30 protein-coding genes are annotated in these 26,339 nt (G+C 65.5%); 13 read left to right on the top strand and 17 right to left on the bottom strand.

Features of this window, described 5'->3' with window-relative positions; genetic code table 11:
- Positions 1-21: 21 nt before the first annotated feature.
- From ACVMIH_RS13600 to murI, 3 genes are all read right to left on the bottom strand, one after another.
- A complete protein-coding gene (locus ACVMIH_RS13600) occupies positions 22-411 on the bottom strand; it encodes a cupin domain-containing protein (RefSeq protein ID WP_168858981.1) in 390 nt (129 codons plus the stop codon).
- A 291-nt stretch (positions 412-702) separates the two neighbouring features.
- Positions 703-1,479, bottom strand: a complete 777-nt coding sequence (locus tag ACVMIH_RS13595) for an HpcH/HpaI aldolase family protein (RefSeq protein ID WP_057018410.1) — start codon at positions 1,477-1,479, stop codon at positions 703-705.
- Between the two features lie 60 nt (positions 1,480-1,539).
- Positions 1,540-2,337, bottom strand: a complete 798-nt coding sequence (gene murI, locus ACVMIH_RS13590; protein WP_456862162.1) for a glutamate racemase — start codon at positions 2,335-2,337, stop codon at positions 1,540-1,542.
- A 184-nt stretch (positions 2,338-2,521) separates the two neighbouring features.
- Here murI and ACVMIH_RS13585 point away from each other — a divergent pair, with 184 nt between their 5' ends.
- Together ACVMIH_RS13585 and ACVMIH_RS13580 are read left to right on the top strand one after the other, a co-directional pair.
- Positions 2,522-3,094 carry a cytochrome b gene (locus ACVMIH_RS13585; RefSeq protein WP_456862160.1) on the top strand — a complete coding sequence of 191 codons (573 nt, stop codon included), beginning with the start codon at positions 2,522-2,524 and terminating at the stop codon, positions 3,092-3,094.
- Complete coding sequence (locus ACVMIH_RS13580; protein WP_456862158.1) at positions 3,091-4,131, top strand: agmatine deiminase family protein; 1,041 nt, start codon at positions 3,091-3,093, stop codon at positions 4,129-4,131. The genes ACVMIH_RS13585 and ACVMIH_RS13580 overlap by 4 nt, the downstream gene beginning before the upstream one ends.
- 55 nt (positions 4,132-4,186) lie before the next feature.
- On the opposite strand, the gene ACVMIH_RS13575 is transcribed toward ACVMIH_RS13580, so the two are convergent.
- The 3 genes from ACVMIH_RS13575 to ACVMIH_RS13565 all read right to left on the bottom strand — a co-directional run bounded on the left by ACVMIH_RS13575 (position 4,187) and on the right by ACVMIH_RS13565 (position 7,568).
- Positions 4,187-5,359, bottom strand: a complete 1,173-nt coding sequence (locus ACVMIH_RS13575) for a M20 aminoacylase family protein (RefSeq protein ID WP_076828489.1) — start codon at positions 5,357-5,359, stop codon at positions 4,187-4,189.
- A 168-nt stretch (positions 5,360-5,527) separates the two neighbouring features.
- Positions 5,528-6,196: a response regulator gene (locus ACVMIH_RS13570; protein ID WP_456862156.1), complete on the bottom strand. Its 669-nt coding sequence runs from the start codon at positions 6,194-6,196 to the stop codon at positions 5,528-5,530.
- A gap of 1 nt (position 6,197) precedes the next feature.
- Entirely contained in the window at positions 6,198-7,568 is a 1,371-nt protein-coding gene (locus tag ACVMIH_RS13565; RefSeq protein WP_456862154.1) for a histidine kinase, read from the bottom strand.
- Positions 7,569-7,812: 244 nt separating this feature from the next.
- Between ACVMIH_RS13565 and ACVMIH_RS13560 the strand changes: the two genes are divergently transcribed.
- The 7 genes from ACVMIH_RS13560 to ACVMIH_RS13530 all read left to right on the top strand — a co-directional run bounded on the left by ACVMIH_RS13560 (position 7,813) and on the right by ACVMIH_RS13530 (position 13,547).
- The gene (locus ACVMIH_RS13560; RefSeq protein WP_057018416.1) at positions 7,813-8,595 is read left to right on the top strand and encodes a MotA/TolQ/ExbB proton channel family protein; all 783 of its coding nucleotides are present in this window, start codon (positions 7,813-7,815) and stop codon (positions 8,593-8,595) included.
- Entirely contained in the window at positions 8,592-9,266 is a 675-nt protein-coding gene (locus ACVMIH_RS13555) for a hypothetical protein (RefSeq protein WP_026192978.1), read from the top strand. The genes ACVMIH_RS13560 and ACVMIH_RS13555 overlap by 4 nt, the downstream gene beginning before the upstream one ends.
- Complete coding sequence (locus ACVMIH_RS13550) at positions 9,259-9,867, top strand: hypothetical protein (protein ID WP_016843143.1); 609 nt, start codon at positions 9,259-9,261, stop codon at positions 9,865-9,867. The genes ACVMIH_RS13555 and ACVMIH_RS13550 overlap by 8 nt, the downstream gene beginning before the upstream one ends.
- A 623-nt stretch (positions 9,868-10,490) precedes the next feature.
- A complete protein-coding gene (locus tag ACVMIH_RS13545; RefSeq protein ID WP_016843141.1) occupies positions 10,491-10,625 on the top strand; it encodes a hypothetical protein in 135 nt (44 codons plus the stop codon).
- On the top strand, positions 10,622-11,215 hold the full coding sequence (locus tag ACVMIH_RS13540) for a TetR family transcriptional regulator (RefSeq protein ID WP_076828498.1): 594 nt from the start codon (positions 10,622-10,624) through the stop codon (positions 11,213-11,215). Before ACVMIH_RS13545 ends, ACVMIH_RS13540 begins: the two co-directional genes overlap by 4 nt.
- 107 nt (positions 11,216-11,322) lie before the next feature.
- The gene (locus ACVMIH_RS13535; protein ID WP_438072549.1) at positions 11,323-12,063 is read left to right on the top strand and encodes a metallophosphoesterase family protein; all 741 of its coding nucleotides are present in this window, start codon (positions 11,323-11,325) and stop codon (positions 12,061-12,063) included.
- Positions 12,064-12,068: 5 nt separating this feature from the next.
- Entirely contained in the window at positions 12,069-13,547 is a 1,479-nt protein-coding gene (locus ACVMIH_RS13530; protein ID WP_456862152.1) for a serine/threonine protein kinase, read from the top strand.
- Between the two features lie 13 nt (positions 13,548-13,560).
- On the opposite strand, the gene rpe is transcribed toward ACVMIH_RS13530, so the two are convergent.
- Positions 13,561-14,262 (bottom strand): ribulose-phosphate 3-epimerase, encoded by a 702-nt coding sequence (gene rpe, locus ACVMIH_RS13525; RefSeq protein WP_456785311.1) that lies wholly within the window; start codon positions 14,260-14,262, stop codon positions 13,561-13,563.
- 252 nt (positions 14,263-14,514) lie between these two features.
- On the opposite strand from rpe, the gene ACVMIH_RS13520 reads away from it, so the two are divergent.
- Positions 14,515-15,306, top strand: coding sequence for an EF-hand domain-containing protein (locus ACVMIH_RS13520; protein ID WP_456862150.1), 792 nt, complete (start codon positions 14,515-14,517; stop codon positions 15,304-15,306).
- Positions 15,307-15,464: 158 nt separating this feature from the next.
- Here ACVMIH_RS13520 and ACVMIH_RS13515 read toward each other — a convergent pair whose 3' ends face one another.
- The 7 genes from ACVMIH_RS13515 to ACVMIH_RS13485 all read right to left on the bottom strand — a co-directional run bounded on the left by ACVMIH_RS13515 (position 15,465) and on the right by ACVMIH_RS13485 (position 22,262).
- The gene (locus tag ACVMIH_RS13515; protein ID WP_456862148.1) at positions 15,465-16,460 is read right to left on the bottom strand and encodes a P1 family peptidase; all 996 of its coding nucleotides are present in this window, start codon (positions 16,458-16,460) and stop codon (positions 15,465-15,467) included.
- Between the two features lie 181 nt (positions 16,461-16,641).
- Positions 16,642-17,760: a branched-chain amino acid ABC transporter substrate-binding protein gene (locus ACVMIH_RS13510; protein ID WP_028339917.1), complete on the bottom strand. Its 1,119-nt coding sequence runs from the start codon at positions 17,758-17,760 to the stop codon at positions 16,642-16,644.
- Positions 17,761-17,926: 166 nt separating this feature from the next.
- Positions 17,927-18,661 (bottom strand): ABC transporter ATP-binding protein, encoded by a 735-nt coding sequence (locus ACVMIH_RS13505; RefSeq protein WP_028336790.1) that lies wholly within the window; start codon positions 18,659-18,661, stop codon positions 17,927-17,929.
- Entirely contained in the window at positions 18,658-19,050 is a 393-nt protein-coding gene (locus ACVMIH_RS13500; RefSeq protein ID WP_229190542.1) for an endonuclease domain-containing protein, read from the bottom strand. The genes ACVMIH_RS13505 and ACVMIH_RS13500 overlap by 4 nt, the downstream gene beginning before the upstream one ends.
- Before the next feature lie 128 nt (positions 19,051-19,178).
- Positions 19,179-20,012, bottom strand: coding sequence for an ABC transporter ATP-binding protein (locus ACVMIH_RS13495; RefSeq protein ID WP_141339995.1), 834 nt, complete (start codon positions 20,010-20,012; stop codon positions 19,179-19,181).
- Positions 20,009-21,334, bottom strand: coding sequence for a high-affinity branched-chain amino acid ABC transporter permease LivM (gene livM / locus ACVMIH_RS13490; protein ID WP_057018422.1), 1,326 nt, complete (start codon positions 21,332-21,334; stop codon positions 20,009-20,011). Before livM ends, ACVMIH_RS13495 begins: the two co-directional genes overlap by 4 nt.
- A gap of 10 nt (positions 21,335-21,344) precedes the next feature.
- Positions 21,345-22,262 (bottom strand): ABC transporter permease subunit, encoded by a 918-nt coding sequence (locus ACVMIH_RS13485; RefSeq protein WP_076828509.1) that lies wholly within the window; start codon positions 22,260-22,262, stop codon positions 21,345-21,347.
- A gap of 368 nt (positions 22,263-22,630) precedes the next feature.
- Here ACVMIH_RS13485 and ACVMIH_RS13480 point away from each other — a divergent pair, with 368 nt between their 5' ends.
- Positions 22,631-22,801 (top strand): hypothetical protein, encoded by a 171-nt coding sequence (locus ACVMIH_RS13480; protein WP_456862146.1) that lies wholly within the window; start codon positions 22,631-22,633, stop codon positions 22,799-22,801.
- A 70-nt stretch (positions 22,802-22,871) separates the two neighbouring features.
- On the opposite strand, the gene ACVMIH_RS13475 is transcribed toward ACVMIH_RS13480, so the two are convergent.
- The gene (locus tag ACVMIH_RS13475) at positions 22,872-23,630 is read right to left on the bottom strand and encodes a hypothetical protein (protein ID WP_092090100.1); all 759 of its coding nucleotides are present in this window, start codon (positions 23,628-23,630) and stop codon (positions 22,872-22,874) included.
- 10 nt (positions 23,631-23,640) lie between these two features.
- Positions 23,641-23,841, bottom strand: a complete 201-nt coding sequence (locus ACVMIH_RS13470) for a hypothetical protein (RefSeq protein WP_456862143.1) — start codon at positions 23,839-23,841, stop codon at positions 23,641-23,643.
- Here ACVMIH_RS13470 and ACVMIH_RS13465 point away from each other — a divergent pair.
- Positions 23,810-24,337, top strand: a complete 528-nt coding sequence (locus ACVMIH_RS13465) for a hypothetical protein (RefSeq protein WP_076828512.1) — start codon at positions 23,810-23,812, stop codon at positions 24,335-24,337. The two genes, ACVMIH_RS13470 and ACVMIH_RS13465, sit on opposite strands and share 32 nt — an antisense overlap.
- Here ACVMIH_RS13465 and ACVMIH_RS13460 read toward each other — a convergent pair.
- Positions 24,317-24,709: a carboxymuconolactone decarboxylase family protein gene (locus ACVMIH_RS13460; RefSeq protein ID WP_456862141.1), complete on the bottom strand. Its 393-nt coding sequence runs from the start codon at positions 24,707-24,709 to the stop codon at positions 24,317-24,319. The genes ACVMIH_RS13465 and ACVMIH_RS13460 overlap by 21 nt on opposite strands.
- A 174-nt stretch (positions 24,710-24,883) precedes the next feature.
- Between ACVMIH_RS13460 and ACVMIH_RS13455 the strand changes: the two genes are divergently transcribed.
- A complete protein-coding gene (locus ACVMIH_RS13455) occupies positions 24,884-25,912 on the top strand; it encodes an IS110 family RNA-guided transposase (protein WP_057016162.1) in 1,029 nt (342 codons plus the stop codon).
- Positions 25,913-26,339: the final 427 nt, after the last annotated feature.

Raw genomic sequence — 26,339 nt, 5'->3', positions numbered from 1 at the left:
TCGGAGACCAAGGGGTTCTGCTCACGGCGCGGGTTTTGCCAACGGCTCGCCGGCCTTGACCACATAGACGCCGAGCACCTTGAGCGGCTGGTCGCCGGACGTCTTGGCGTCGTGCACCGCGCCTTCCGGGATCTGGTAGGAATCGCCCGCCTTCAGCTTCAGCGGCGGCTTGCCGTCGATCAGAAGCTCGAGCTCGCCTTCGAGCACATAGCCGGTTTCAGCGCCGGGATGGGTATGACGCCCCGACGCACCCCCGGCCGGAACCTCGGCGATCGCGGTGACCGTGTTGTAGCCCGGCGGAAAATCGACCTTCTGCAGCGGCGTCCGCTTGATGCCGCTCTGCTGCGCCAAAGCAGCGCCGGCACCGGCAAGGGCAATCACAGTGAGACCAAGCAGTAATTTCCTGAACATGGATTTTCCTCCCAACCCGCAAAACTCTAGCAGCGCGGAATCGCGGCGGAAAGCGGGCGATATGTGATGTGCACTTGCGACGTTGGGATTAGTCCGTTCATCGAACAGCGCGGGTTTGTGCCGCTTATTCATGAGCTACTCAGGCGAACGAGCTGTATCGGCGACACGCATCGTTCACTCCGTCGCAGGCGCGATGAAGGAAGTTGCGCCCGCGGTTTCTTCACGACGTGACTGGAACCTGCTCGCCGGCGGCTGTGAACAAGCGGAGCGCCGCGCGGCCGCGTTTGACGCCTACCGCTTGATCCCCGCGAACGCGGCCGCGATGCCGCGCTGGAACAGCGACCAGTCGAAGCCGAGTGCGAGCGCGAGGTAGCCGCGGTCGATCATCGCATTGGCCTGTTCGGCGGTGCGCGCGACGCCGCCGATCGGCACGCCGCTCTTCATGATGCCTTGCTCGGCGCGCTGCATCAGCGCGACCACTTCAGGATCGTCGGGCAGACCGCGCTTGTTGATCGAGGTGGCGAGATCGCCGGGGCCAATCACTGCGAGGTCGATGCCCGGTGTCGCCATGATCTCGTCGATGCGGTTGACGGCATCGACGTGCTCGATCGTGATCATGCAGATCATGTCGTCGTCAGCGGTCGCCATGTAGTCGTTCATCGAGACGCCCCAGCGGAACGGCGCATGGAACGGTCCCCAGAGCCGGTCGCCTTGCGGCGGATAGCGCACGCTGCGCACCGCCTTCACCGCATCGCTTGCGTTGCAGATCATCGGAAAATTGATGCCGAGCGCGCCGATGTCCATCGGTGCCTTGGCGAGATGCGGCTCGTTGGCGGCGATCCGCACCATCGGCACGCAGGGCGTGCCCGAGGTCGCCACGATCATCGCATGGGCGGTGCCGAGATCGATCGGCCCGTGCTCGAGATCGACGATGATCCAGTCCAGCGACTGCGCCATGATCTGCACGGTCTGGATGCTCGGAATGGTCGCGATCGCGCCGAAGGTTGGGCGCTTGTCGCGCCACGCCTCGCGCAGGCGATTGAGCGGTGTCAGCGGGGCTGCGGTCAAATTTTGGTCCTCCCTCGAAGGAGAGCAGAGGCTAGCAGCGCGTTGTGACGGTGAAAAGGATCAGGCCGGGACGCGGCCGCCGAAGAATGGCGTCAAGGCTTCCGTCAGCGCGTGCGGGCGCTTCGAGGTGAAGATCATCTCGGCGCCGGCCTGGTCGCTCTCGTGGCCGGCAGGGCCGAGCAGGTCGGCGACGCGGCGTGCGATCGCCGGCGCCGGATCGATCCAGTCGACCGGCCAGGGCGCGAGCCTCCTGAGGCGTTCCAGCAGCAGCGGATAATGCGTGCAGGCGAGCACGACGGTGTCGGTGCGGGTGGGGTCGTGGTCGCCATCGCCGACGAAGCAGGGCGCGAGCTCGGCCGCGATATCCTCGTCACGCACGCTCGCGCCGCTGAGGGCGGCCTCCGCCAACGAGGCGAGCTCGCCGGAGCCGACCAGCGTCACCTCGCAGCCCTGCGCAAAGTCCGAGATCAGCTTGCGGGTATATTCGCGCTTCACGGTGCCCCTTGTGCCGAGCACCGACACGCGCTTCGTTTTCGACGAGGCGCAGGCCGGCTTGATCGCCGGCACGGTGCCGACGAAGGGCAAAGGATAGGCGTCGCGCAGATGCGACATGACCAGGGTGGATGCCGTATTGCAGGCGATCACGACGAGGTCGGGCGCGTGGGCCGCGATCAGCTCACCGACCAGCGGCACCACACGGGCGATGATCTCGTCCTCGCCGTGGTGGCCATAGGGGAAAAAGGCGTCGTCGGCGACATAGACGTAATGCGCGTCGGGCCGGGCGCGGACGATCTCGCGGAGCACGGTGAGGCCGCCGAGGCCGGAATCGAACACAAGGATGGTCGGGGGAGTGGACACGCGAAAACTCTATCCGAAGCAGGGTTACCATTCAGTTGTTTTTGGCTATCCGGCCGCTACGGCCGACAAAAGGCGGTAAAGCCGGGAATTTCAGATGGCCTTGACCGATAGCTGCAAGTATCACGGCAAACTATTGCTGCGACGTGTGAAATCCAAAAATGCGGCCGCAAGGGGGCCACGCGACATGATCCGCAATACCGCCGCGAGCTGGGGCTCGCTCGCCCGCGCGTTCCACTGGGTGCTCGGCATCGCCATCATCGGCATGCTGGCCTATGGCTGGTGGATGAACCACGTCCCGGCGCGGGCGGACAAGTTCTTCTACCGCTCGATCCACGCCGATATCGGCTACCTGGTGCTGCTGCTCACCGTGCTGCGGCTGGTCTGGCGCGGCGTCAACCCGACGCCGGCGCTGCCGGCCGAGATGCCCTCCTGGCAGCGGATCGCCGCCCGGGTCAGCCACGGCGCGCTCTACGCCGTCACCCTCCTGGTGGCGATCCTGGGCTGGGCGCATTCCGGCGCCCGCGCCCAGGATTATTCGAGCTTCTTCGGCCTGTTTCACATTCCCCAGATCACCTCGCCCGACAAGGCGGCGGCGGATGCCTTTGAGGATCGCCACATCTTCTTCGCCTATGTCTTGCTGGCGCTGATCGTGCTGCACCTCGCCGCGGTCGCCTTCCACCACTTCGTCAAGCGCGACCGTGTCGCCGCGCGGATGGTGGGGAGGGGCGCGGCGGACCAAGCCGGTTTGTCCACATGAGAAACTCCGCACGGAACGCTGACCGCCGCTGGCGGATGCCGGACGAGAGCGCTTTGCATGTCGCCACCTGGATGGCGTTCGCGCACGACACTAAGATCTGGCGCAAGCAGCGGCTGCTTCCGGTGGTCAGGGAAAACCTCGCCCTGGTCGCGAAGGAGATCGCGGCTCATGAGCCCGTGAACATGCTGGTGCGCAAGGAAGACTACGATATTGCCGCGCGGCTATGCGGTCCTCGGGTGAACCTCGTTGTTCAACCGCTCGACGACATCTGGATCAGGGACACCGGACCGGTCTTTGTAACGAACCCGTCAGGGCAACTCGGAGCCGTCGGCTTCAACTTCAACGGCTGGGGCGGGAAACAAAGGTATGCGCATGATGCCAAGATCGCGGAACGTGTGGCCGAGCTTGCGCAAGCTGAGTTCATCAAGGCCGGCCCGAAGCTGGAGGGCGGCGGCATCGAAGTCGACGGCGAGGGGACAGCGATCATCACCAAAAGCTGTGTTCTCAACGACAATCGCAATCCTGGTTTGACGAAGGATGAATGCGAGGCTGAACTCTTCCGCCTGCTCGGGCTGCAGAAGATCATCTGGCTATCCGGCTGTCGCAACAAAGACGACATTACCGACGGCCATACCGATTTCTATGCGCGCTTCACCAGCCCGGGCGTCGTTGTCGCGGGCCTGGAGATGGATACGTCGTTCGACGATTACGAGGTGACGAGAGAACACCTGGCAATCCTGCGCAAGTCGACAGACGCAAGAGGCCGACACCTGAAGGTCGTGGAGTTGCAGGGACCGTCGACGGTCCGTCCAAAGTACGGAAACGACGACGGCTTCGCCGCCGGCTACATCAATTTCTACGTTTGCAACGGTGCCGTGATCGCGCCGGAATTCGGTGATGCGGCAGCGGACCGCAACGCGCGCGACAAGCTGCGCGACCTGTACCCGGACCGGGAAATCATCCAGCTCGATATCGACGGCATCGCCGCCGGTGGCGGCGGCATCCACTGCGTGACGCAGCAGCAGCCGCGCTTGTGAAAGCTGGCGGCCCGGTCGCGAAGCGGGCGACCGGGCCGTGGCTGCACGAGCGGCGCTAGCCCGCCGGCATCTGCTTCTCGACTAGCCGCACCCAGTAGGAGGCGCCGTGGCCGAGGATGTTGTCGTTGAACTTGTAGGCGGGGTGGTGGCACATCGGACCGTCGCCCATGCCGAGGAAGACGAACGCGCCGGGTCGCGCTTCCAGCATGAAGGCGAAATCCTCGGCGCCCATCACAGGCACCAGATTGTCGTTGACGCGGTCGGCGCCGACCACATCGCGGGCGACCTCGGCGGCGACGCCGGCCTCGCGCGCGTGGTTCAACGTCACCGGATACATGCGTCCATAATCCGTCTCGGCCGAGCCGCCATAGGCCTTGGCGATGCTGGAGGCGACCTCGCCGATCCGGCGCTCGACCAGGTCGCGCACACCGGGATCGAGCGTGCGCACGGTGCCGCCCAGCGTCACGGTCTCCGGGATCACGTTGAACGCGGTGCCGGCCTCGAACATGGTGATCGAGATGACCGCCGATTTCAGCGGGTCGACATTGCGCGATACGATCGACTGCAACGCATTGATGATCTGGGCGCCGATCAGCACGCTGTCGACCGCCTCGTGCGGGGCGGCGCCGGCGTGGCCGCCCTTGCCGTGGACCACGATCTTCAACGTGTCTGACGAGGCCAGCATCGGGCCCGGCGTCGTCGCGAAGTAACCCTCGGGCAGGCCGGGCATGTTGTGCAGGCCGTAGACCTCCTGGATGCCCCACCGGGTCATCAGCCCGTCGTCGACCATCGCCTTGCCGCCGGCGCCGCCTTCCTCGGCGGGCTGGAAGATCACGACCGCGGTGCCGTCGAAATTGCGCGTCTCGGTGAGATATTTGGCGGCGCCGAGCAGCATTGCGGTGTGGCCGTCATGGCCGCACGCGTGCATCTTGCCGGGAATCTTCGAGGCGTAGGCGACGCCCGAGGCCTCCGCGATCGGCAGCGCGTCCATGTCGGCGCGCAGGCCGATGGTCTTTCCCGAAGTGGACTTGCGGCCGCGGATCACGCCGACCACGCCGGTGCGCCCGATCCCCGTCACCACCTCGTCGCAGCCGAACTCGCGCAGCCTGTCGGCGACGATGCCGGCGGTGCGATGGACTTCGTAGAGCAGTTCGGGATTCTCATGGAAGTCATGGCGCCAAGCGGCCATTTCATCCGAGAGGGCGGCAACGCGATTGACGATGGGCATGGGGAGCGTCCGTTCTTGTGAGCTTTGGTGGGCGGGTCAGCGTAGCGTAACCCGCCGACTTGTCACGCGGGAATGGCGTCAGTATCCCGGATGAGCGCAAGCGATATCCGGGGATATGCACAACCAGCCCCTAGGTGTCGCTGCGCTCACCCGGGCTACGGGAACGGGCTACAAATTCGCCAGCCCGCATTCGACGGCGAGGCGGACCAGCTGGGCGTCGGTCCGCATGCCGGTCTTGGCCTTGATGAGGTAGTGATAGTTCTGCACGGTCTTGGTGCTGAGGTTGAGGTTGGCGGCGATCTGCTCCTTGGTGCTGCCGGCGGCCAGCTGCCGGAGGATTTCGATCTCGCGCTCGCCGAGCTGGTCGAGCGCCGATCGGGTCGGCACCAGGCTCTCCAGCGCCAGCACGCGGGCGACGTCGTCGCTCATCGCATGCTCGCCGCGCGCCACCGAGCGGATCGCCGCGATCAGCTCGACCGGTTCGCTGCCCTTGGTGACGAAGCCGCTGGCGCCGGCGCCGAATGCCGCCTTCACCTGGGCCGCCTCGCTGTGCATGCTGAAAACGAGGATGCGCGCGTCAGGGTCGCGCGCGCGGATGTTGCGGATCGCCTCCAGCCCGCTGGCACCCGGCATCGAAATATCCATTACCACCACATCGGGCTGGTGCGACTTGAACGCGCGATAGGCATTGGCGGCGTTGTCGGCTTCGGCCACCACGCGGAAATCGTCCTGATGCTCAAGCACGCGCCGGTAGCCCTGGCGGACGACCGGATGATCGTCCACCAGCAGGATCGAGATGCCCCGAATCTTCGCCGTTGTCGCCGTCACGGTTGTCATCTCAGGCGGCGAGCGGGATTGTGGCGGCGACCGACAAGCCGCGGCTGGCGCGCGCGATCGACAGCGAGCCGCCGAGGGCTGTGACGCGCTCGCTGACGCCGGTGAGGCCGAAGCCCGCGGATTGCGCCACCTTGGCCGCATCGCCGCCGCCATCGTCCTCGACGCGCACCAGCAGGGCGTTCTCGCTTCCGGTGCGCCGCTCGATCCGCAGCACGATCTCGCGCGCCGAGCTGTGGCGCAGCGCATTGGTCAGGCATTCCTGCGCGACGCGATAGGCGGTGGCGGCGACCGTGCCGCTGATGTCGGCAAGGTCGCCCTGCAGATCGAGCTGGATCATCGGCTGCGCCGAGCGCGACCGCCAGCTGTCGACGAGATCGACCAAGCTTGCCTCCAGCCCGAGCTCTTCGGCCGGCGGATGGCGCAGCCGGTTTAGTGTATCGCGCAGGCACGCCATGATGCGGCGCGTCGCTTGCGAGATCATCCGTGCATCCTGCGCAATTTCGGTGCCGGCGGCGTACTTGTCTCCGGCGCTTGCCTCGATCGTGTTGGCGAAGGCGAGGATCGCGGTGAGATTCTGGCCGAACTCATCGTGCAGCTCGCGCGCCAGCGTGCGGCGTTCGTCGTTGCGGATTTCGAGCAGCCGCCTGGTCAGCACCGTGCGTTCCTCCTCGGCAAGCGCGAGGCGGTCGCCGAGATCGCTGACGGCGCGCCCGATCATCGCGAGCTCCATCGAGCGGACGCGCGGCAGCGGCGTACGGTACTCGCCGTCGGCCATGCGCCGCAGCGCCGACACGATCGAGTGGGCGGGCGCCAGCGTGTGCGCGATCGCAAGCGAAGCGAGCAGCGCGATGGCGAGCGCCATCAACAGCGCGACATGGATGTTGTCGAGAATGTGCTGCCAGGCGAGCGCGATCGCGGCGTCCGGATCGGCGATGGCGCGGACGGTTCCCGCGGTCGCGGCGCGGGCGCTGATCGGCCGCTCCACGGTGGCGTGATCGCCGAGTATCATCTGCACGGTGGCCGCGAACCAGCGCGGCGGCGCCTTGCCGATCCCCTTGCTCTGGCCGCAGAGCGGCTTCTCGAAGGCGCCGGCCGGTTCGAACTGCACGCAGATCCCCGGCGCGATCAGGCCCATGGTTTCGATGGTGCGCCAGTCCGGTGCCGGCAGCAATTGCTCGCGCATCCGGTTGCTGCGCAGCAGCAATTCGCGCCAGTACAGCGCCTCGAGCGATTGCGAGACCCGCTCGGAGGACGCCTGCGTGGCGCGATCGACGCTGCGATAGGCGTCGATCGTGGCCCAGACGGTGGCTGCGCCGAGGCATAGCGCGACGATCACGAGCAGGCGGGCGACCAGTTGAAGCACGAGGCGCATGCGATCACTCCACGGCCAGAGCATGATCCGGAACGGAAAGCAGCGGCTGGTCATGCTCAAACGAGAGATGCGATGCTAACAGCACCGCTGTTCCCCGCCAATCGCAAGCATGCGAAGCTATGCAGGTCGGGAAATTTGCCCGACGGAATCTGGGCAGATGTCTTTGGACGGCGCAGGCCGGCTCTGCTCTAACGGAAGGTGAGGTCCGCGCGGAGCCTCACGGAACACAGGGAGCTCACGCAGCATGGATGCCAAGGTCGACGTCGCGGCCGCATCGGCCGGCACGGACGCGGCGGAGCGCAGCGCCCTGCTGCTCTGGATGATCTTCACCGGCCTTTCGGTGTTCGCCGCATTCCTGCTGTGGCGCTACGGGTTGATCCGCCTCATGATTAGTTCCGACCGCACCTACATTTCGAGCGTCATCGCCGTCCTATATATCGTCACCTGCATCCATTGCTTCTGGCGGACGCGGGCGATCGCACGGGAAGGCGAGGTGGCGCGCTCCTGCCGCACCATCCTCGCCGCGCCTGATGGCGCCAAGATCCTTGCATCAGGGGCGCTTGCATCAGATGCGCGCGGCCTGCCCGGCGGGCTCGTCACCGATCACATCAAGAGCCTGGTGCAGAAGGCCGAGGCGCAGGCGAAAGGCCGCATCGACCAGACCCTGCTGCTGCGGACGCTGGCGGACCGGCTGCGCGGGTCCAACGGCTTCGGCGCCTTCGTCTCCGACACGCTGATGAAACTCGGCCTGCTCGGCACCATCATCGGCTTCATCATCATGCTGGCGCCGATCGCTTCGCTGGATGCCGCCGACAAGGTCGCGATGAAATCGTCGATGGGCCTGATGAGCGACGGCATGGCGGTCGCGATGTACACGACGCTGGCCGGGCTGATCGGATCGATCCTGGTCCGGATCCAGTATTACATGCTCGATTCCGCGACCCAGCGGGTGTTTTCCGACGCCGTCGTGCTGACTGAGACGCACGTCACGCCGGCCCTGGAACGTCGCCTCGGTACGCCGTCATGATGGATGAGTTCGGGCTCTATCCGCGTGAGGAGCCGTTCGATCCGCTCGGCGTGATGTTGTTCAAGGCGCTGCAGGTCATCGCTTTCCTGTTCTTCCTGGCGCTGCTTGCGGTGTCGCCGGATTCCAAGGAAGGCAAGATCGAATCCAAGGCGGAGTTCATCATCACGATGGACTGGCCGGACAACCATCCTGACGATCTCGACCTGTTCGTGCAGGATCCGGCCGGCAACATCGCCTGGTACCGGCATCGCGAGGCCGGATTCCTGACGCTCGATCGCGACGACCGCGGCGGCGCCAACGACTTCATCATCGTCAACGGCAAGAAGATCGCCTCTCCGATCCGCGAGGAGATCGTCACGCTGCGCGGCATCGTCGCCGGCGAATACACCGTCAACGTCTCGCATTTCCAGGCCACGACCGGCGAGCCGGTGCAGGCCAATGTGAAGGTGCAGAAGCTCAATCCGACGGCGCAGGTGATCTTCGACGACAAGCTGACCGTCGATCACACCGGCGACGAGAAGACCGCGGTCAGGTTTCGTCTCGACGCCGAGGGCAAGGTGATCAACGTGGACCGGCGGCCGAAATCGCTGCTTGAGACCTTCCGCAGCAGCTGGCGCAACGGCGCCGACATGGATCCGAAAACCGGCGTCAGGGTGCTCCGCCGTGATTAGTCTGCAGTCGGTGATCCTCACGCTTGCGGTCGCATACGCGGTGGTTGGTGCGCTGCTCTTGATCGTGCTGGTCTATGCGCGGCTGCACTGGTCGCTGAAGGCTGTCGTCATCGTCGTGACCAGCGCGTTCTATTTCGTCAGCTTCGGCGGCATGCGCGGTCTGCTCGGCTGGGCGTCCGCGGAAAAATTGCCGGCGAATTTCAAGCTGCTGTCGACGCGAATCGTGGAGCCGCATTCGCTCGAGGGCGACCCGGGCTCGATCTATCTCTGGGTCGAGGAGCTTGACGAGGACAACCGGCCGAGCGCGATCCCGCGCGCTTTCCGCATTCCCTATAGCGAGGCGTTGGCGGAGCAGACCCACACCGCCGAGAACGAGATCAAGGCCGGGCATCCGCAGGGCGGGCGGGCGGCGGATTTCGGCGGTGGCGACGGCACCATCATGGACTTCGTCAGGGAGTACATCACGCCGAAGACGATCGTGGAGACGACAGGCGGCGATTCCACGACGGGGACGTTCGTGGCCCCGCCGGCCGGCGCGCAAGGGTCGGTGTTCACGCCATTGCCGCCGCCCCGGATGCCGCCCAAGGACGAGCAGCAATAGCAGGATGCCTACCCAGAAGGTGGCACAAAAATAGGGATCGGCAATAATCAGTCAGCGGGATGGACAGTAATCATCCGGAATTCCTCAATTCCCTGAAGTGTGTAGTCTTGGGGCTAACCGGGGCTAGATTTCATCCCGAAGCGATTTTCCCGGCAAAGGGGCCGCTGCGTGAAGCGGCCCCTTTCGATTCCGGCAGCAATGTACGGTGAGGGGCCGGCGCGGCGAGGCGGGCTCACAGCACCGTCAGGAATGCGATCGCAAGCACCATCAGCCACCCGACAATGACGAGCGAGACCACCGCGCCCGCGGTGATCTTGGCGATCTCCTTCAAGGTCATTGGCCGGTCCATGCAAGTCTCTCCCGGGTAGCCCCGAGCGAGACATAGGCGCGGATTGGCAGATCGCCCCGGCTGCTCACGGAACGTTGTAGCGCCCGTAAGCCAGGGGTGGGCCTTTCCCGCGGACCCGGCTGTCATTTCACAAAATATTGTCTGACAGATATTGAAATCTGTCAGCGGGATGGTGTATATACTGAACAGCCCAAGGGAGGAGGGCGCCCAGTGGCTGTTCCGGCGTTTGGCCGGGGAGCCGGACTTAATTTGACTACCTCGAAGGACTACCTCCATGACCATAGAAATCTTTCAATTGACCGCCCAGATTCAACAGTGGCTCAATCTTCGCGTCGCTCGCCACTTGGCCGCCCAGGCCGCCAAGTTCACCCGCGGGCAGGACAGCGATAACCAGACGGTAAACGCATGAACGAGGCGGTGGTTTTGACACCCGAGCGGATCCTTGAGGCAACTGAGGATGTCTTGAGGCGCTTCGGGTTGACCAAGGCCACCGTTGTCGACGTTGCCCGTGCGCTGGATGTCAGCCACGGCAGCGTCTACCGTCACTTCCCCAGCAAAGCCTCGCTGCGCGATGCCGTCGCCAAGCGCTGGCTCGACCGCGCCAACGAGCCGCTGTGCAAGATCGCAGCCGGCGAAGGCCCGGCGCCGGAGCGGCTGGAGCAATGGTTGCGCACCGCCTTCACGATCAAGCAGAAGAAGGTCTGCGACGATCCCGAGATGTTCGCGACCTACCTGGCGCTGGCGCAGGACGCGCGCGAGGTGGTGGAAGCCTACAAGGACAAGCAGGTCGACCTGATCGCGAAAATCCTCTCCGACGGTGTCGCGCAGGGCGTGTTCGAGATCGACAATGTGAAGGCGACCGCCCGTGCCGTGTTCGACGCCACCGTCCGCTACCATCACCCGGCGCATGCCGAGGAATGGGCCAAGCCGGAATGCCCGGGGCGGATCGATGCGCTGCTGGCCCTGCTGCTGAAGGGCCTGCGGGTCTGCAAGCCCTAGCTGAGCTTTCTGCCGACATCCCCTGACCACCTGATGCCTTTGGCCCGATTGCGAGCCCGGGGCCGCGTGTGCTTGATATCGGATAGGGATCAGCAACGCGGATCACGATGCGGCTTGCACTGTTCGCCGATATTCACGCCAACCGGCAGGGCTTCGCCGCCTGCCTCGACGCTGCGCATGCGCGCGGCGCCGAGCGGCTGATCTGCCTCGGCGATATCGTCGGCTACGGCGCCGATCCCGAATGGGCCGTCGACACGGTGATGGACCTCGTCGCCAAGGGCGCGGTCGCGGTGCGCGGCAATCATGACAATGCGATCGGCGTGCCGAGCGACAGCATGAATGCCGAGGCGCAGGCTGCGATCGACTGGACCCGCGGCCGGCTCAGCGGCGAGCAGAAGGCGTTCCTTGCCGAGCTTCCGATGTCGCGGGAGGAGGACAATCGGCTCTACGTGCACTCCGAAGCTTCGGAGCCCGCGAAATGGCGCTATGTGCGCGACACCGCCGACGCCGCGCGCAGCATGATGGCAACCGAGCTGCAGATCACGTTCTGCGGCCACATCCATCGTCCCGGCCTCTATTCGATGTCCTCGACCGCCAAGATGACGAGCTTCGTTCCGACTTCGGGCATCGCCGTTCAGTTGCTGCCGGGGCGGCGCTGGCTTGCGGTGCTCGGCTCGGTCGGCCAGCCGCGCGACGGCGATCCCGCGGCGTCGTTTGCGATGTTCGATACCATAAGCCGCGAGATCACCTTTCATCGCGTGCCCTACGACGTCGCAACCGCGGCGGCGCGGATCAAGGCGAACGGCCTGCCGCACTGGCTCGCCGACCGCCTGCCGCTCGGCCGGTGACGCCGATGGCGGCGCTGGCGATGCAGGCGGGCGCCGAGATCGATGGCTTCACCATCGGCGAACGCGTGCACCGCGGCGGCATGGCGACGCTGTGGAGCGTCACCCATCCCGGCATCACCGTGCCGCTGCTGATGAAGGTGCCGCTCACCTCGGAGGGCGAGGATCCGGCCGCGATCGTCAGCTTCGAGATGGAGCAGATGATCCTGCCGCGGCTGTCGGGGCCGCACGTGCCGGCCTGTTTCGGCACCGGCGACTTCGAACGCCAGGCCTATGTGGTGATGGAGCGCATCCCCGGTCAGACGCTCTACAAGCGGCTCGGCGAGCTGCCGATGCCGTATGAGGAGGTGAGGGTGATCGGCGGCAAGGTCGCCACCGCGCTCGCCAGCCTGCACCGGCAGAACGTCATCCATCACGACATCAAGCCGAGCAGCATCATGTTCCGCGAGCGCGGCGAGGCGGTGCTGATCGATTTCGGCCTCTCGCATCACCGGCATCTGCCCGACCTGTTGCAGGAGGAGTTTCGCCTGCCTTACGGCACCGCGCCCTACATGGCGCCGGAGCGCCTGCTCGGCGTCCGCGACGATCCGCGCAGCGATCTGTTTTCGCTCGGCGTGCTGCTCTACTTCTTCACCACCGGCGTCCGCCCCTTCGGCGAGACCGAAAGCCTGCGCGGCATGCGCCGGCGGCTGTGGCGTGACCCCTATCCGCCGCGCGAGCTGAAGGCCGACTATCCGCCCTGGCTGCAGGAGATCGTGCTGCGCTGCCTGGAGATCGACCCCGCCGCGCGCTATCCGACCGCGGCGCAGCTTGCCTTCGATCTCGGCCATCCCGATCAGGTGAAGCTGACGGCGCGGGCGCAGCGGCTGCGCCGCGATCCGCTCAGCACGGTCTGGCGCCGCCGCTTCAATCTCGGCGCGGTGCCGCCGCGGCCGAAGTCCGATGTCGCGGCCCAGCTCGCCTCGAGCCCGATCGTGGCCGTCGCGCTCGATATCGGCGAGGGTGCCGAGGCACTGAACGACACCATCCGCGTCACCGCCGAGCGGGTGCTGTCGACCTCGCCCTCGGCGCGGCTCGCCTGCGTCAATGTGCTGAAGCTCAATCGCCTGGCGATCGACCGCACCCATGACGAGCAGGGCCAGAACAAGCATGTCGACCGCCTGGTGGCGCTGCAGCACTGGGCGCGGCCGTTCGGGCTCGAGGAAGGGCGGCTGACCGTGCATGTGCTGGAGGCGATCGATCCCGCCGCCGCGATCCTGGAATTCGCCGCGGTCAACCTGGTCGACCACATCATCATCGGCGCGCGGCAGAACTCGCAGCGGCGCGCGCTGCTCGGCAGCGTGTCCGCCAGGGTCGCGGGGGAAGCGCCGTGCACGGTGACCGTGGTGCGGCCGTCGCGGCTGGCGTCGCAAGCGGACGACGGCGAGGGCGATGAGGCGGCGGAGCAAGCGGCGAATGCCGCGGCCACGCCGCCCGCAGTGTTCTAGTTTCCCCGGATCGTCAGATCGCCTCGCCGCGTGCCTCGGCCGCCGCATGGCGGATCGCGGCGATGTTGGTCTTGTAGGCCTCGACGGTGCCGCCCTTGAACACGGCGGACCCCGCGACAAAGGCGTTGGCGCCGGCGGCCGCGAGCTGGCCCGCGACGTCGGGCGCAACGCCGCCGTCGACCTCGACGTCGATCGGGCGGCCCGCGACCATCGCCCTGACATCAGAGATCTTGCCGATCGCCGAGCGGATGAAGGCCTGGCCGCCGAAGCCGGGATTGACCGACATGACCAGCACGAGGTCGATCAGGTCGAGCACATATTCGATCGCGCTCGCCGGCGTTGCCGGATTGAGCGAGACGCCGGCCTTCTTGCCGAGCGCGCGGATCGCCTGCAGCGAGCGGTGCAAATGCGGGCCGGCCTCGGCATGCACCGTGATATGGTCGCAGCCCGCCTTGGCGAACGCCTCCAGGTAGGGATCGCAGGGCGAGATCATCAGATGGGCGTCGAAGATCTTTTTGGTGTGCGGCCGCATCGCCTTGATGACGTCGGGGCCATAGGAAATGTTCGGCACAAAGTGTCCGTCCATCACGTCGAGATGGATCCAGTCGGCGCCGGCCTGGTCGACGGCGCGGACCTCCTCGCCGAGCTTTGAGAAATCCGACGCCAGGATCGACGGAGCGATAACGAGGGGACGCGGGGTGAATGACTGAGTCATGTCAGCTGTTCCGGAACACTTCAGGGGGCGACGGGTGAGTCCGCCTAACATGCGGACGCGTGGCGGGCAATGCGAGCGGACGGCGCTTTGCGACCGGAAAATTCTTCCGCCGGCGGCAGCTCTTGCCGGGTGCGCGGAACCCGCTTCGATGCGGGAACGCCTGGTTTTACTGGGTTTTTGCCATGGCACGCCCTTTGCTCAGCCACTGACCAGCGTTTGAGCCGCCAGGCGCGGCCCTGTTGGAGTATTGCCATGCTGTTCGCCCTTGGCGCTGCGTCGTCGGCCATTGACCTTTTGAGCTCGCTGATGTCGTCGAAGTCGACGACCCAGACCGGCAGCTCCAGTCAGGGGGCTAAGACCACCGGCCTGTTCGCCCCTTCGACCGGTACATCGACGTCGACCGGGAGCAGCACCGGCACCGGCTTGGGCAGCGTCTCTCCGCAGATTTCGCCGCTGACGATGGGCGCGCTGATTTCCGCGCAAAGCCAGTCCCAGACCGCGGTTTCAAACAGCCCGACGGCGGCCAGCCGCTCGGATGCGCTCAAGGACCTGTTCTCGCAGATCGATGCCGACGGCAACGGCAAGATCACCCAGTCGGAATTCGAGAACGCGCTTGGCGCCGGCGGCACCAACACGGCGCAGGCCGACGACGTGTTCTCCAAGCTCGACAGCAATGGCGACGGTAACGTCAGCCTCGACGAGATGTCCCAGGCCTTGCAGGGCCACAAGGGCGGTGGCCATCATCGCCATCACATGGCCAGTGGCTCGACCGACGAATCCAGCAGCGGCGCGGGCGGATCGAGCTCCGATCCCTTGATGCAGGCGCTGGACGGCGCGACCTCGACGTCGGTGACCAACAGCGACGGCTCGACCACCACGACGACGACCTATGCCGACGGCTCGAAGGTGGCTATGACGACGCCGGCCACATCCTCCGCGACCCTCAACGCGGCTTCGTCCTACAATATCGTCGAGCAGCTGATCCAGCGCCAGGCGAAGGCGATCTCGGCGCAGGACTTCGCTGCGATTTCGGTCAGCGCTTAAGACGAGACTGGTAATTTCCGTCATTGCGAGGAGCTCGGCGACAAAATTGCAAAGCAATTTTGCGCTGGAGCGACGAAGCAATCAATCTGTCCACATGTGCGGACAGATGGATTGCTTCGCTTCGCTCGCAATGACGGCAGAGCTAGAAGCGCGATGATCTAACCGAATCTGTCCCGCCAGCTCGGTAGCGCGCCGGCGAATGGCAGCGCGGTCGCTGAATGGACGCCGCGGGCGATGGCGCGCGCCACGGTGTTGGCGGCGAGCGCACCGAGCCTGGTGAGGCCGAACAGCGGATCGATCGGCCTGGCGCCGGTCGCGGCGGCAAACACCACGTCGCCGTCGAGCGGGGCGTGCACCGGATAGATCGCGCGCGCCATGCCGGTCTGCGCGATCATCGCAAACCGCCGCGCCTGCGGCTTCGTCAACTGCGCATCGGTCACCACGACGACGAGGGTGGTGTTCTCGACGGCGCGCGCGTCGGCGCCGCCCTTCAGCCGCGCCTTCAGCATGTCCGGCGTGAACGAGGGCGGCAGGCCGCGCCCGCCGAATTCGCCGCCGACCTCGAACGGCGCCGCCCAGAACCAGGGGCCGCTGCCGACCGTGACGCTGCCGACCGCGTTGACCACCGCGAGCGCCGCGACCGTCACGCCGTCGTCGGTCATGTCGGACGCCGAGCCGAGGCCGCCCTTCAGGTTGGCCGTGGTCGCGCCCATGCCGGCGCCGACGCTGCCGAGCTCGAAGTCATCGGAGGCGGCATTGGCCGCCGCGTAGCCGAGGTCGCGATAGGGCGGAAAGCGTCCCCACGCCTTGTTGCCGCCGTTGAGCAGGTCGAAGCAGATCGCGCCCGGCACGATCGGGATCACCGCGTCGCGGATGCGGAAGCCGCGGCCGCGCTCGGCGAGCCAGGCCTGCACGCCGCCGCCGGCGTCGAGCCCGTGCGCCGAGCCGCCGGACAGCGCGATGGCGTCGATTGCCTCGACGACGTTGTGCGGCGAAAGCAGCGCTTCCTCGCGGGTGCCCGGACCCCCGCCGCGGACATCGATCGAGGCGACCGCCGGCCGCTCGAACAGGATGGCGGTGACGCCGGAGGCGACTGTGGGATCGTCGGCATGGCCGACGGCAACGCCGGCAATATCGGTGAGAAGGTTTTTCACGATGGGTCCATCCGCCTGCTGTCCGATCGATCCGGTATAGCAGCCGCGACGGATGCATCAACCGTCGGGCACGGGCGGGCGGAGACGTGCGGTAAGACTTGCAGGCATCCGGCAAACAGAAAAACGCCCCGGCGGATCGGGGCGTTCTCGTATCTCTGATTGGATCAGACGCGAGAGAGGCTCAGGAGCCCTTCGGATTGATCTCGGTGTAGTTGCCCTTGGCGTCCCACTTGTAGACGACGTAATCGATCGCCTTGATGTCGCCCTTGGCGTCGAAGGCCATCTTGCCGAGCACGGTGTCCCACTCGCCGGCCTTGATGGTGTCCATCACCTTCTTGGCGTCGGTCGAACCGGCCTTGGCGACGGCCTGCGTCCAGACCTGCATCGCGGCGTAGGTGTAGAGCGTGTAGCCCTCGGGGTCGATGTTCTTGGCCTTGAACTTCTCGACGATCGCCTTCGCGGTCGGCTTGTTGCGCGGGTCGGGGCCGAAGGTGAACAGCGTGCCTTCGGCGGCGGGGCCGGTGATCGAGGCGAATTCCTTGTCGTTCATGGCATCGCCGGCCATCAGCACGGTCTGCAGGCCCTGGTCGCGCATCTGGCGCAGGATCAGGCCGGCTTCCTGATGGTAGCCGCCGACATAGACCAGATCGATGTTGTCGCGCTTCAGGCGCGAGACGATCGAGTTGAAGTCCTTGTCGCCCTTGTTGTAGGACTCGAACATCTTCTCCTGGAAGCCGGCCTTGTTCAGCGCCTTCTTGGTCTCGTCGGCGAGGCCTTTGCCGTAGGTGGTCTTGTCGTTCAGGATCGCGACGTTCTTGCCCTTGTAGTTCTTCATGATGTAGTCGGCGGCGACCAGGCCCTGCTGGTCGTCACGGCCGCAGACGCGCGCCACGTTCCAGAGCTTGCGCTCGGTGAACAGCGGGTTGGTCGAGGCCGGGGTGATCTGCAGCACGTTGGCGTCGGCATAGGCCTCGGAGGCCGGGATCGAGGACGACGAGCAGAAATGGCCGGCCACGAATGGGATCTTCGAAGAGCCGATCTTTTCCGCGATCGAGCGCGCCTGCTTCGGATCGCAGGCATCGTCGTCAGCTTCCAGCGCGAGCTTCTTGCCGAGCACGCCGCCGGCGGCGTTGATGTCGGCGACCGCTTGCTCGGCGCCGTTCTTCATCTGCCGGCCGAAAGCGGATTCGGAGCCCGTCATCGGGCCCGCGACGGCGATGGTGATGTCTTGCGCGAACGCGCTCGCCGATAATGCGAACGAAGCGCCAAGTGCCAGGCCGATCAGCTTCAGTGATTTCATGAGACGTCCCTCGTGGTCGTTGCCTCTTGCGGAAGGGCCCGGCACGCCGGGCCCCAAAACCGCGGGCATTCTCAGCTGATTTCGCGGCGAAGTCACCGGCAATTTTCAGGCAAATCGACGCTGCATCCGCCGCGTCTTGCTTGCGGGGGCGGCACGGAACGTCAAGCTAGCCGCGGCGGCCGCCTTCCAGATAGGCGGCGCGGATTTCCGGGCGCTGCAGCAATTCGGCGCCGGTTCCGGCCAGCGTGATCAGCCCGTTGACCATGACATAGCCGCGATGGGCGAGCTTCAGCGCATGGTTGGCGTTCTGCTCCACGATCAGCACGGTGAGGCCGTCCTGCCGGTTCAGCGTGCGGATGGCGTCGAAGATCTGCCGCGCGATCAGCGGCGCGAGCCCGAGCGAGGGCTCGTCCAGCATCAACAGCCGCGGCCGGCTCATTAGGGCGCGGCCGATCGCCAGCATCTGCTGCTCGCCGCCCGACAGCGTGCCGCCGCGTTGTGCGACGCGTTCCTTCAGGCGCGGGAACAGCGCGAACACCCGCTCCAGCCCGGCTGCACGTTCGGCCTCGCTGCATTCGGTGGCATCGGCGCCCATCTGCAGGTTTTCCGCGACGCTCATGCGCGGAAAGATCCGCCGGCCCTCCGGCGATTGTGCGATGCGCAGCCGCGCGATCTCGTGGGTCGGCACGCCGGTGATGTCACGGCCGTCGAACTCGATGGCGCCGGCGCGAGCGCGCGGCCTGCCGAAAATCGTCATCATCAGCGTCGACTTGCCGGCGCCGTTGGCGCCGATCAGGGCGACGATCTCCCCGCGATTGATCTCGATATCGACGCCCTTCAGCGCCTCGATCTTGCCATACGCCGCGCGCACGCCGCGCACCGCGAGCAGGGGCTGGGTCATGACTCGTTCCCCTTCTTGGCCGACATGGCGGTGTCGGTTCTCCCTCCCCCTGAAAGGGGGAGGGTTGGGGTGGGGGTTGTCGCCGCTTGCGCCAATCTCTCCATGTGCGTGACCAAGTCGCTCAGCACGCCGTCCAAATTCGACAGCACGTCGTTGTTCCAGTAGCGAACCACGGTGACGCCTTTTTCCGCGAGCCATGCGGTTCGGCGATCGTCGGCCTGCTTCCGCTGCTCGGCATGCTGCCCACCGTCCACCTCAACAGCCAGACCAAGGCGCGAGCAGTAGAAGTCGACGGTGTACGGGCCGATCGGGTGCTGCTTGCGGAAAGAGAAGCCGTTGAGTTGATCGCGACGCAACGCACGCCAGAGGCAGGCTTCCGCATCGGTCATGTTTGCGCGGAGAGATCGCGCCCGTGCCGTCATATCTTTCGTGCGGGAAAAGCGTGACCCCCACCCGCCCGCTTCGCGGTCGACCTCCCCCTTGCAGGGGGAGGTGGGGGGCTTGCTGGCTGCGCTCGTCACGTGCCGCTCTCCATCACGGCGATCGCCTCTTCCTCGTCGGCGCCGAGATAGGCGGCGATCACCTTGGGGTCGTCGCGCACTGTCTGCGGCGTGCCTTCGGCGATCTTGACGCCGTAATCCATGACCACGACGTGATCGGAGATCTCCATCACGACCGACATGTCGTGCTCGATCAGGAGGATCGAGGTGCCCTGTTCGTTGCGGATCGACAGCAGCAGCTCGTTGAGCCCGCCGCTCTCGCGCGCGTTCAGACCGGCCGCCGGCTCGTCGAGACAGAGCAGCACCGGTTCAGTGCACATCGCGCGCGCGATCTCGAGCCTGCGCTGGTCGCCATAGGGCAGGTTGCCCGCGGCATCGTCGGCGCGGTCGAGCAGGCCGACGCGCGCGAGCCAGGTCCGCGCCAGATCGATGGCGCGCTGCTCGGCCTCGCGCCAGGACGGCAGGCCGAGCAGCCCGAGCAGGGTCAGGCCCGAGGCGCGCATCAGCGCGTTGTGCTGGGCGACCATCAGATTTTCCAGCGCCGTCATGCCGGGAAACAGCCGGATGTTCTGGAAGGTGCGCGCCACCTTGGCCTGCTTGGAGATGCGGAAATCGTTCAGCCGCTCGAGCTGGATGGTGCGGCCGTCGTCATGGGCGAGGCGGATCACGCCCCCGCTCGGCCGGTAGAACCCGGTGATGCAGTTGAACACGGTGGTCTTGCCGGCGCCGTTCGGCCCGATCAGCGCGGTGATCTTGCGCCGCTCGGCCGCAAAGGACAGCTCGTTGACCGCGACGATGCCGCCGAAGCGCATCATCAGGCGGTCGACGGTGAGGATGGGGTCGCCGCTCATCCGTGGCCCTCCTTGACGAGGTCGGACGAGATCGCCTGGTTGCGTTCCAGGAACACGGTCGGCGCGCGATGGCCGATCAGCCCGCGCGGCCGCCAGATCATCAGCAGCACCATCGCCATGCCGAACACCAGCATGCGGTATTGATCGAGGCCGCGGAACAGCTCGAAGCCGCCGATCATGGTCAGCGCGGCGAGCGCCACGCCAAGCTGCGAGCCCATGCCGCCGAGCACCACAATCGCCAGCACCAGCGCCGATTCCTGGAAGGTGAAGGATTCCGGGCTGATGAAGCCCTGCCGGGTGGCGAAGAACGCGCCGGCGAGGCCGCCGAACATCGCGCCGGTCGCGAACGCCGTCAGCTTGGTGGTCGTGGTATTGATGCCGAGCGCGCGGCAGGCGACCTCGTCCTCGCGCAGCGCCTCCCAGGCGCGGCCGATCGGCAGCCGCCGCAGCCGGATCGTCACCCAGTTGGTGATCAGCGCCATCGCCAGGATCAGATAGAACAGGAAGACGAGGCGGTGGGTCGGCGAGAATTCGATGCCGAGCTTGGCGGCGAGCCCGTCGTCACCCGCCGTCAGCGGAATGCCGAACATGGTCGGGCGGGGAATTCCCGAGACGCCGTTGGGGCCGCCGGTCAGGCTCTGCCAGTTGATGATGACGAGGCGGATGATCTCGCCGAAGGCGAGCGTCACGATCGCAAGATAGTCGCCGCGCAGCCGCAGCACCGGGAAGCCGAGCAGCACGCCCCAGAACGCCGCCAGGATGCCGGCAAGCGGCAGGCAGACCCAGAACGACAATCCGAAATTGGTCGCAAGCAACGCATAAGAATAGGCGCCGACCGCGTAAAACGCGACATAGCCGAGGTCGAGCAGGCCGGCGAGGCCGACCACGACGTTCAATCCCCATCCCAGCATCACATAGGTCAGGACCAGGATCGACAGGTCGAGAATGTAGCGCTGGTTGTAGAAGATGACAGGCACGAGGAAGGTGAACACCAGGAGCGCCGGCGCCAGCCAGCGGCCGGCGAACGACATCGCCGATTGCACCGGCTTCGGCACGATGCGGTCCTTGTCGACCGGTCCCCACCATTGCCGCAGCAACTCGACGACGATGCTGCCGCCGAACACGGTAGCGACAAGGGCTGCGAGGTCGCCGAACCGCGTCCAGTAGATCAAGCCGCCCTGCGGCCCGGCCTCGGTGCGAATGCCGATCATCAGCGAGAACAGCACCAGCGCGACAAGGGCGCTGATCAGGGCCTTCTTGAGAATGAAGGCGCTGCCCGAGGGCTGCGCGGCGTGCGAGGGGCGGGCTGAGGTCGCGCTCACGAAGTGCCTGTCAGACTTTTTCGACTTCGGGACGGCCGAGCAGGCCGGTCGGCATGAAGATCAGCACCACGATCAGGATCGAGAACGCGGCGACGTCCTTGTACTCAACCGAGAAATAGGCCGACCAGAACGTCTCGATCAGGCCGATTGCGAGCCCGCCGAGCATCGCGCCCGGCAGCGAGCCGATGCCGCCGAGCACGGCGGCGGTAAACGCCTTGATGCCGGCGACGAAGCCCATGAAGAAATCGACCAGGCCGTAATACAGGAGATACATCATGCCTGCGACGGCGGCGAGCGCGGCGCCGATCACGAAGGTCATCGAGATGGTGTAGTCGACGTCGACGCCGAGCAGCGCGGCCATGGTCTGGTCCTGCTCGCAGGCGCGCATGTCGCGTCCGAGCCGGGTGCGCGAGACCAGCCAGGTGAACAGCGCCAGCACGACGATGGTGGCGAGCACGACCATGATCTGGATGTTGGAGAGCTGCACGGCGAAGCCCGACGAGCCTTCATGCAGCGTGTAGCCGCCGGTGATGATCGGCGGCACCGGCTTCACCCGCGCGCCCTGCGACACCTGTGAGAAATTGGTCAGCACGAATGACATGCCGATCGCCGAGAGCATCGGCGCCAGGCGGAATGAATGCCGCAGCGGCCGGTAGGCGATGCGCTCGATGGTCCAGCCGTAGAGCGCCGTGATCGCCATCGAGACCAGCAGCACGATCAGCAGGATCAGGGGGATCGCGGTGAGGCCGAGCGACACCAGCACCAGGAACGAGATCAGCGCGATGAAGCCGCCGATCATGAAGATGTCGCCATGGGCGAAGTTGATCATGCCGACGATGCCGTAGACCATCGTGTAGCCGATGGCGATCAGGCCGTAGATCGAACCGAGCACGAGGCCGTTGATCAGTTGCTGGGCGAAATAATCCATACGCTGCCGTCAGAGCCTGTTCGGTTGAGAACCGACCAGGCTCTCGTGTTGATCTGGACGCGCTTTCTTCACGCGAACCGGTTCCCAGTTCGCTCGAAAACGCTACGTCGAGGGTGACGCGGCGAGGGCCCCGGCAGCCTGATCCGTCGCGTCGTGTCGTTTTCTAACAGTGGAACCCCGGCCGCGGCAACAGCGTGGCAACAGCAGAAAGGGCTTGTACATAACTAGTTTGGCGGATGCGGTTCCGATGTCACAGGGCCGACATGGCCTTGCCTTGCAATGATCACGCCGGAACCCGTGTTCCCGAGCAACCGCGCTTCCGACGCGCGCGTTGTCCCCAGCTTGATGAAAGCAAAGGGAGTAGCTGAATGAGCAACCCAAATCAGAATCCGGGACAGCCGAACCAGAACCCCAATCAGAAGCCCGGCCAGCAGCAGCAGGGCGGCGGCCAGAAGCCCGGCCAGCAACAGCAGGATCAGGGGCCGGCAGGGTCAGAAGCCCAATCCGGAGCGCTAATTCGGACAATTGAGCCGAACTAGCAGGGAGGCCTCGCCGAAAGGCGAGGCCTTCCTTGTTCAGGCTGGACCCTTTTCGCTTGGGCTGTCTTGTTCAGGCCAACTGGTCGGCGAAGCGGCCGCGGAAGGCGTACGAACCGAAATGCGTGAGCTCGCTTCGAAGGTCGAGCCAGATTTCGCCGCCGAGATCGATCCAGCGCCGGCAGAACGCGTAATCTTCGGACAGATACTCGCCGGTTGTCTTGTCGATCATGCATTCGAACAGCGAGACGCGGTCGAGGTCGGCGCGAACCAGGTCGCCGGTGTTCAAGTCGTTGCTCTTGTGGTTCGCCCGATATTTGAGTTCGGGATGGGCGTCGCACAGCCTGACGAGGGCGGATCGCTTCATCATGAGAAAGCCGGTTCCGGCATATCGGACCTTGGCGAAGCCGTCGCCGCGAGATGTGATCTGGTCGCCCTCCCATGTGACGACATAGTCCAGCGAGGATGACGCGAGGTTCTTGCGCTTGGCGTCCGCAGCCCGCTGCACCTTTGCCCAATCGATGTGCTTGAGCGGATAGGCCGCGGCCGAAACATCAGTGCCGCAATCCAGCAGCCGGAAGACGGACTCGGGTTCGAACCCGATATCGGCATCGATGAACAGGAGATGGCTGGCGCCGGATGCAAGGAATTGGTGGGCCAGTTCGTTCCGGGCGCGGACGATCAGCGATTCGTTTCCGATCAGATGAAACTGGATGTCGATGCCCCGGGCGGTGGCCGCAGCTTGAAGCTTCAGGGCGGACAACACATAGGCCATCTTCAGATCGCCGCCGTAGCAGGGCGTTGCGACGAAAACGCGCGTTCTTTCGGTCATTTTACCCCCTTTATCCCCGGCCGGCGCCGATCTTGCGCAGATCCCGGCCTCGATCCGGAATCATCGCATCGCGCTTAACCTTAACAAAGGGTTTAAATTGCTGCCGGCAATTGATCGGCGTTAGCTCGCAAGCTGAACCGTCGCCGGTCTGAAAGGCGCCGGAAGCACGGGAAGCGGCAATGTCGAACAACTGGCGGATCAGCTCCTTCAATGGCGCGCTGCTTGCGGCCTATTTCATTCCGGTCTGGACCATCATCGCCTTCAGCATCATGGTGTCGCCGATCCACGGCCTCTATGAGCGGCCGAGCGTATCGATCGCGTTCTATGCCAGCGACTATCTGCACCTCGGCAAGATGGCGACGGTGCGCCTCGCATGGCTGCTCGCGCTGGCGCGGATCACCGTGGTGGCGTTCTTCGCAGTCTTCCTCGCGATGGCCGCCTTCTCACCGCTGCGCAAGAGCAGCAGCGGCGCCGACGAGGCGCTGGCGGTGGCGCTCTGCCTCGGCAGCGTGCTGAGCTTCGCCAGCATGATGATGGCCTCCAAGGTCGGCGAGGTCGAAGCGTTGCGCATGCATGCGGCCGAGCTCCTGATGCTGCTCGGGACCGCGATCGTGATGTTGTTCGAGACTGCGCCGAAACGGGCCGTCGAGCCGCCCGTCGCCGAGGCGGGCGCGCCTGCGAGCGAGCTATCCCTTCAGCAGCCCTAGCTCGGCAATGATCGCGCCGGCTTCCTTGACGGCGTGATTGGCCGCCGGCACGCCGCAATAGATCGCCTGCTGCAGCACGATCTCCTTGATGTCGTCGGGCGTGAAGCCGCCCTCGGCGAGCGCCGCGCGCACATGCAGGCGGAATTCGTCCCACTGGCCGAGCGCCACCATGGTGCCGATCACAAGCACGCGGCGGGTGCGGTGATCGAAATGCGGCCGGGTCCAGATGTCGCCCCACGCATAGCGCGTGATCAGGTCCTGGAAGTCGGTGTTGAACGCGTTGCGGTTCTTGATCGACTTGTCGACCCATTCATTGCCGAGCACCTTGCGGCGCTGCGTCATGCCGTCGTCGCGGCGCTGATTGTCGTCCATGGATGTCTCCTCATGAAATCGTAGATGGGGTAACGGGCCGGCCGCCCGCTCGCTACGGCGCAATTTGGAAGCGCGCTCGCGAGCGGCCTGTTGGTTGGAAGGCGGTCGTCCCTCAAACTGATGGTGTTCAACGGAGTCGGGCAAGCCCGCTCCAAGCATCATTAAGGGACGACCATGTACCACTATGCAGGAATTGACGTGTCTTTGGAATGCTCGAGCGTTTGCCTTGTCGATGGGACAGGCAAGATTTTGCGCGAGACGAAGGTTGCGAGCGAGCCGGCGGCGCTGATCGCCTGGTTCCGGTCGCTGGGTCTGGTACTGGAACGGATCGGGCTGGAGGCAGGCCCCTTGTCGCAATGGCTGTATGCGGGTCTGCGAGACGCAGGGCTTGCGGTCGAGCTGCTGGAAACGCGGCACGTTCGCGAAGCCTTCAAGTCGATGCCGGTGAAGACGGACCGCAACGATGCCCGCCGGATCGCGCAGTTGATGCGGCTCGGCTGGTTCCGGCCGGTGCACTGCAAGTCGGTCGCGGCGCAGGAGACCCGCGCCATCCTGACGGCGCGCAAGCTGCTGCAATCCAAGCTTCGCGATGTCGAGAACAGCCTGCGCGGCATACTTCGCGGTTTTGGCCTGAAGGTCGGTGCGACCACCGAGCGCACGTTCGCCGGACGCATCCGCGAGCTCGTGACCGGCCATCCCGGACTGGAGTTGGTCGCGGCGGCGCTGCTCCAAGCCCATGCGGTGCTGCTGCGGGAGTTCAAGAGCCTGGACAAGCACACCCAGAAGCTCGCCAGGACGCATCCATCCGCCAAGCTCCTGATGACAACGCCGTCCGTTGGTCCGATCGTGGCGCTCACCTATGCCGCGGCGATCGACGACCCGAAGCGCTTCCGCTCCTCGAAGGCCACGGGAGCCCACTTTGGGCTCACCCCGAAGAAGTACCAGTCCGGTGAGACCGACTACACCGGCCGCATCAGCAAGATCGGGGATGCCTCCGTGCGCGAGGCACTCTACCAGGCAGCTCACGTCATGCTGACCAAGCCGGTCAAGAATTGCTCGGCATTGAAGAGCTGGGCGATGCGGATCGCCCGGCGCGCAGGCATGCGCAAGGCCAAGGTAGCGCTGGCTCGCAAGCTCGCCGTGATCCTGCATCGCATGCTCGCCGACACCAAACCGTTCAACCCGATGACCAAGGCCATCTAGCCAGGAGCAGCAATCGGTTCCGGGCGGGCCACGACACCAGGCTCTCCCCGAGCGAAGTCCCTCCGCTGGGACGATGGATCCGGTCAGGCCGCCATCCGGGAAGTGGCTCACGACCACGCAATCCGTAGATTGGCCGGCCGGCTCCTCAATGCACCCCATCAGGCGACGGCCTTCGCGCCGATCCCGTACAGAAGCAAGTGCCCGGCGAGTGGATGACGCGAAAAGGGATTGACTAACCAAGGCCCGTTACAGAAGCCCGGATGGAGCGCAGCGCAATCCGGGGCTTCAGCGTTGGCCGAAGGACTTGTCCCGGATTTCGCTTCGCTGCATCCGGGCTACGTGCTGATTGTCGCCCATAGAGCATCTTTCCCGGTTACGTCATTCCGGGGCGGTCCGCAGGACCGAACCCGGAATCTCGAAGTTATGG

Source organism: Bradyrhizobium sp. USDA 4503, assembly GCF_054055815.1.
The sequence above is the reverse complement of the archived record's forward strand: the minus strand, read 5'-3'. Positions and strand labels throughout refer to the sequence as shown.

Excerpts from the sequence above, each read along its gene's own strand:
- ACVMIH_RS13555 (WP_026192978.1), top strand. The coding sequence starts at position 8,592 with ATGATGGATGAGTTCGGGCTCTATCCGCGTGAGGAGCCGTTCGATCCG.
- ACVMIH_RS13545 (WP_016843141.1), top strand. The coding sequence starts at position 10,491 with ATGACCATAGAAATCTTTCAATTGACCGCCCAGATTCAACAGTGGCTC.
- ACVMIH_RS13570 (WP_456862156.1), bottom strand. The coding sequence starts at position 6,196 with ATGACAACCGTGACGGCGACAACGGCGAAGATTCGGGGCATCTCGATC.
- ACVMIH_RS13500 (WP_229190542.1), bottom strand. The coding sequence starts at position 19,050 with ATGACCGATGCGGAAGCCTGCCTCTGGCGTGCGTTGCGTCGCGATCAA.
- ACVMIH_RS13510 (WP_028339917.1), bottom strand. The coding sequence starts at position 17,760 with ATGAAATCACTGAAGCTGATCGGCCTGGCACTTGGCGCTTCGTTCGCA.
- ACVMIH_RS13585 (WP_456862160.1), top strand. The coding sequence starts at position 2,522 with ATGATCCGCAATACCGCCGCGAGCTGGGGCTCGCTCGCCCGCGCGTTC.
- ACVMIH_RS13495 (WP_141339995.1), bottom strand. The coding sequence starts at position 20,012 with ATGAGCGGCGACCCCATCCTCACCGTCGACCGCCTGATGATGCGCTTC.
- ACVMIH_RS13505 (WP_028336790.1), bottom strand. The coding sequence starts at position 18,661 with ATGACCCAGCCCCTGCTCGCGGTGCGCGGCGTGCGCGCGGCGTATGGC.
- ACVMIH_RS13475 (WP_092090100.1), bottom strand. The coding sequence starts at position 23,630 with ATGACCGAAAGAACGCGCGTTTTCGTCGCAACGCCCTGCTACGGCGGC.
- ACVMIH_RS13485 (WP_076828509.1), bottom strand. The coding sequence starts at position 22,262 with ATGGATTATTTCGCCCAGCAACTGATCAACGGCCTCGTGCTCGGTTCG.
- ACVMIH_RS13465 (WP_076828512.1), top strand. The coding sequence starts at position 23,810 with ATGTCGAACAACTGGCGGATCAGCTCCTTCAATGGCGCGCTGCTTGCG.
- ACVMIH_RS13565 (WP_456862154.1), bottom strand. The coding sequence starts at position 7,568 with ATGCGCCTCGTGCTTCAACTGGTCGCCCGCCTGCTCGTGATCGTCGCG.
- ACVMIH_RS13520 (WP_456862150.1), top strand. The coding sequence starts at position 14,515 with ATGCTGTTCGCCCTTGGCGCTGCGTCGTCGGCCATTGACCTTTTGAGC.
- ACVMIH_RS13460 (WP_456862141.1), bottom strand. The coding sequence starts at position 24,709 with ATGGACGACAATCAGCGCCGCGACGACGGCATGACGCAGCGCCGCAAG.
- ACVMIH_RS13560 (WP_057018416.1), top strand. The coding sequence starts at position 7,813 with ATGGATGCCAAGGTCGACGTCGCGGCCGCATCGGCCGGCACGGACGCG.
- ACVMIH_RS13540 (WP_076828498.1), top strand. The coding sequence starts at position 10,622 with ATGAACGAGGCGGTGGTTTTGACACCCGAGCGGATCCTTGAGGCAACT.
- ACVMIH_RS13535 (WP_438072549.1), top strand. The coding sequence starts at position 11,323 with ATGCGGCTTGCACTGTTCGCCGATATTCACGCCAACCGGCAGGGCTTC.
- ACVMIH_RS13480 (WP_456862146.1), top strand. The coding sequence starts at position 22,631 with ATGAGCAACCCAAATCAGAATCCGGGACAGCCGAACCAGAACCCCAAT.
- rpe (WP_456785311.1), bottom strand. The coding sequence starts at position 14,262 with ATGACTCAGTCATTCACCCCGCGTCCCCTCGTTATCGCTCCGTCGATC.
- ACVMIH_RS13580 (WP_456862158.1), top strand. The coding sequence starts at position 3,091 with ATGAGAAACTCCGCACGGAACGCTGACCGCCGCTGGCGGATGCCGGAC.
- ACVMIH_RS13575 (WP_076828489.1), bottom strand. The coding sequence starts at position 5,359 with ATGCCCATCGTCAATCGCGTTGCCGCCCTCTCGGATGAAATGGCCGCT.
- ACVMIH_RS13455 (WP_057016162.1), top strand. The coding sequence starts at position 24,884 with ATGTACCACTATGCAGGAATTGACGTGTCTTTGGAATGCTCGAGCGTT.
- ACVMIH_RS13530 (WP_456862152.1), top strand. The coding sequence starts at position 12,069 with ATGGCGGCGCTGGCGATGCAGGCGGGCGCCGAGATCGATGGCTTCACC.
- ACVMIH_RS13600 (WP_168858981.1), bottom strand. The coding sequence starts at position 411 with ATGTTCAGGAAATTACTGCTTGGTCTCACTGTGATTGCCCTTGCCGGT.